Source organism: Azospirillum sp. B506 (assembly GCF_000333595.1).
GTDB lineage: Bacteria > Pseudomonadota > Alphaproteobacteria > Azospirillales > Azospirillaceae > Azospirillum.
In genome coordinates, this window is the sequence record NZ_BADK01000509.1 from 1 (window position 1) to 3,666 (window position 3,666).

The following is a 3,666-nucleotide window of genomic DNA, read 5'->3' on the forward strand; positions in this document are numbered from 1 at the left end:
CCCTGTTCCGCGATCTGGTCGCGCGGGACGACTTCACCGACTTCCTGACCCTGCCGGCCTATGAGCGCGTGGTGGCGGAGGGGGCGTAAACCGGGGGCGTAACGCCCCCTACTCCACCCGCCCCAGCCGGACCGTCAGCGGCCAGCGGATCCGCCGCTCCGTCTCCGGGCCTCCCCACAGCGGCGCGATCTCCGCCGCGAACGCCTCCAACGGGTTGCTGCCCAGCGCCTTGGTCGCCGCCTTCACCCCCGACCAGGTGTTCATGTAGCCGAGCAGCCGCGGCAGCGGCCAGACCGCCTCCATCGCCAGCGGCGGCACCGGCAGCTCCGGAAACGGGAACGCCATGCCGCGATAGCCCTCGATCACCTTCCAGCGGTCGGCCGGCCAATAGGACCCCAGCGTGCCGTTGTGGAAGCGCTCCACCACCGGGTCCAGCACGGGATCGTCGAGCAGTTGCCGGCCATAGCAGACCAGCGCCACCGCCGCGCCCGGCTTCGCCACCCGCCGCACCTCGGCGTAGAAGCGATCCAGATCGAACCAGTGCGCCGCCTGCGCCGCGACGATCAGGTCGCAGCAGCGGTCCGGCAATCCGCTGGCCTCCGCCGGGGCGACGGCATAGCGCACACGGTCATGCGTTTGGGCTTGCGCGATCTGCTCGGCGCTGGCGTCGGTGGCGTGGACCGCCGCGAAGTGGCCGGCCAGCGAAATGGAGAATTGCCCGTTGCCGCAACCGACGTCCCAGGCCAGTTGCCGGGCCGGCGCCGCACCGGCCAGGGCCGCCGCCAGACCGGCCGGATAAGTGGGGCGGAAGGCGCGGTAATCGCCGGCATGGCCGGAGAAATGGTCTTGGAAGGAGAGGGGGGAGAGCGACATGCAGCGATCCGCCTTGCACAATCGGGGCGACGATTAGGCTTGGAATTTCCCGGCCGATGAGGATAAACCCTGGGGGTTCGTCGCGGAACCCTCCCCGGGGTGCCCCGCATCTTTCCGCTGTGGCGCAGGCGCGCCGGGCGTGCTACCAAGCGCGCGATTTTTCGTGCGCCTCGCCAACCACCTGTGTCCGGCATGCAGACCTTCCTGGAATTCGAAAAGCCGATCGCCGAGCTTGAAGGCAAGATCGAGGAGTTGCGGCATCTGACCAACGCCGGCGACATCAACATCGCCGACGAGGTCGCCAAGCTGCAGGCCAAGGTCGACAAGCTCCTGCGGCAGACCTACGCCAAGCTCACGCCCGCGCAGAAGGTTCAGGTGGCCCGCCACCCCAATCGGCCGCACTGCCTGGACTATGTGCATGGCCTGATCGAGGACTTCACGCCGCTGGCCGGCGACCGCCATTTCGCCGAGGACCGCGCGGTCATCGGCGGGCTGGGCCGCTTCCGTGGCCGCTCGGTGGTGGTGATCGGCCAGGAAAAGGGCAACGACACCGAATCGCGCGTCCGCCACAATTTCGGCATGGCGAAGCCGGAAGGCTACCGCAAGGCCCAGCGCCTGATGGATCTGGCCGACCGCTTCAAGCTGCCGGTCGTCTCGCTGGTCGACACCGCCGGCGCCTTCCCCGGCGTCCAGGCGGAGGAGCGCGGCCAGGCCGAGGCCATCGCCAAGAGCATCGAGCGCTGCCTGCGGCTGACCGTGCCGATGGTCGCCTCGGTCATCGGCGAGGGCGGCTCGGGCGGGGCCATCGCGATTGCCACCGCCGACCGCGTGCTGATGCTGGAACACGCCATCTATTCGGTGATCTCGCCGGAAGGCTGCGCGTCGATCCTGTGGCGCAGCTCCGACATGGCGGGCGAGGCGGCCATCGCGCTGCGCCTGATCAGCCAGGACCTGAAGGAACTGGGCGTCATCGACCAGGTGGTGAGCGAGCCCATCGGCGGCGCCCACCGCGACCCGGCCGAGACGATCAAAAAGCTGGGCGACTGCATCGAGGAGTCGCTGCGCGACCTGGACGGGCTGGACGGCGTCACGCTGCGCGCCAAGCGCCGCGAAAAGTTCCTGGAGATGGGGCAGAAGGGCCTGGGCTGAGCCCTTCCCTCCCCCGACGGCCCCCGCCCTTTCACCCAAGGAACCCGTGCAGGAACCAGCGCGGGTCCTCCTCCGGCTGGTACAGCCCGGCCCTGAACAGCCAGAATCGCCGGCCGTCGCCATCCTCCACGCGGTAGTAATCGCGAACGGCCAGCCCCAGCGATCCTTCCGGACGCCACCATTCGCATTCGATCCGCTCCGGCCCTTCGGCCCGGCACACGCGGTGACGCACGCCACGCCAGACGAATTGCAACGGCGGGTCGTCGGGCAGCGGGGCGGTGGCCTCCACCGGTTCGGGCGGAGTCAACAGGCGCACGGGGCGCGGCTGCCCGGCCGGCCAGGGCTTCGACGCCGGCAGGCTTTCCAACGGTGGATGCGGCGCGACGCAGCGTTCCGGCAGCCAGCTCTCCCGCGGCACCAGCCGCAGCACCGCCCGCTCCCCCAGCCGCAGCGCCAGCCGGTCCACCAGTTCCGCCAGGCCGCCATCGGTTCCCTCCCCGTCGATCCCGGTCTGGATGGCAGACAGCGGTCCCGTCTCCGTCGCCGACAGCACCAGCGTCTCCAGCCCCGGCCCCGGCTCGATCCGTTCCAGCAGGGGGGTGAACAGCCGGGCCAGCACCGCCGGCTCGCGGGTCGGCCGGCTGGTGCCGAGCGACTGGCTCTGCGGTTCGTCGTCCACCCGCTGGTCGGTGCGGTGGGCGTCCAGCCGCAGCCGCCGCGCCCCCTGCCCAGCCGCCTCCAGCCCCTTGCACAGCCGGCCCAACAGATGGCGCAACGCCCCGGCAATCGACTCCGGCGTGGCGATCGGCTCGGCGAAGGTCAGGCGCTCGCGATGGTCCGGCACCGGCCGGCGCGGGGAGATCGGCTCGTCCAGCCGGCCGAATGCCTGATCGAAGCGTTGCAGCAACCTGCCCCCGAACCGCGCCGCCAGCCCGGCCCGCGGCATGGCATGCAGGTCGCCGACCCGGCGCAGGCCCAGCGCATGCAGCCCCTCGACCATCTCCGTCGGCAACCGCAGGGCGGCGAGCGGCAGGCCGTCCAGCCTCTCCTCCCGCCGCTCCTCCGGACTGCCGTACCGCACCAGCCCCCAGGCGGCGGCCGGGGTGTCGGCGATGGCGGCGCGGGCGGCGAAGCCGGCGGCGCGCAGCCGGCCGGTCAGGTCGGCGGCCAGCGCCGGCTCTCCCCCCAACAGATGGGCGCAGCCGGTGATGTCGATCACCACCCCGTCCGGCTCGTCCGCCGCAGTCCAGGGGCTGTAGCGCCGCGCCCAATCGGCGATGCGGCCGAGCAGGGCCGAGTCGGCCTCCGGCGTTGCCTCCGCCACCTCCAGCGTCGGTTCCAGCGCACGGGCATCGCTGAGGCTATGGCCGGGGGCGATGCCCAGCACCGCAGCCGCCCGGTTGACCGCAACCACCATCCGCCGCTGGCGCTCCGTCCGCAGCAGGGCGAGGGGGCGCATGCGCAGCTCCGGTGGCATGAGCCGCTCCCGCGCGTCGGTCGGCAGACGTGGCAACCACAGGGCGAGGATACGGCGTTTTCCCCTCTCCCTCCAATTCCGAGATCCCCTCTCCCCCCCGCCGCAAGCTTGGCTTGCGGCGCCGACAGGCGAAGCGCAGCTTCGCCGAAAGGCGGGGAGAGGGTTAG

The 3,666-nt window shown here is 71.5% G+C and carries 3 protein-coding genes; 1 reads left to right on the top strand and 2 read right to left on the bottom strand.

Annotated features, from left to right (window positions below; translation table 11 throughout):
- Positions 1-108 precede the first annotated feature (108 nt).
- Entirely contained in the window at positions 109-873 is a 765-nt protein-coding gene (locus I71_RS15305; RefSeq protein ID WP_042695713.1) for a class I SAM-dependent methyltransferase, read from the bottom strand.
- A gap of 192 nt (positions 874-1,065) precedes the next feature.
- Here I71_RS15305 and I71_RS15310 point away from each other — a divergent pair, with 192 nt between their 5' ends.
- Positions 1,066-2,022: an acetyl-CoA carboxylase carboxyltransferase subunit alpha gene (locus I71_RS15310; protein ID WP_042695714.1), complete on the top strand. Its 957-nt coding sequence runs from the start codon at positions 1,066-1,068 to the stop codon at positions 2,020-2,022.
- Positions 2,023-2,053: 31 nt separating this feature from the next.
- On the opposite strand, the gene I71_RS15315 is transcribed toward I71_RS15310, so the two are convergent.
- Positions 2,054-3,499 (bottom strand): DNA polymerase Y family protein, encoded by a 1,446-nt coding sequence (locus I71_RS15315; RefSeq protein ID WP_042695715.1) that lies wholly within the window; start codon positions 3,497-3,499, stop codon positions 2,054-2,056.
- Positions 3,500-3,666: the final 167 nt, after the last annotated feature.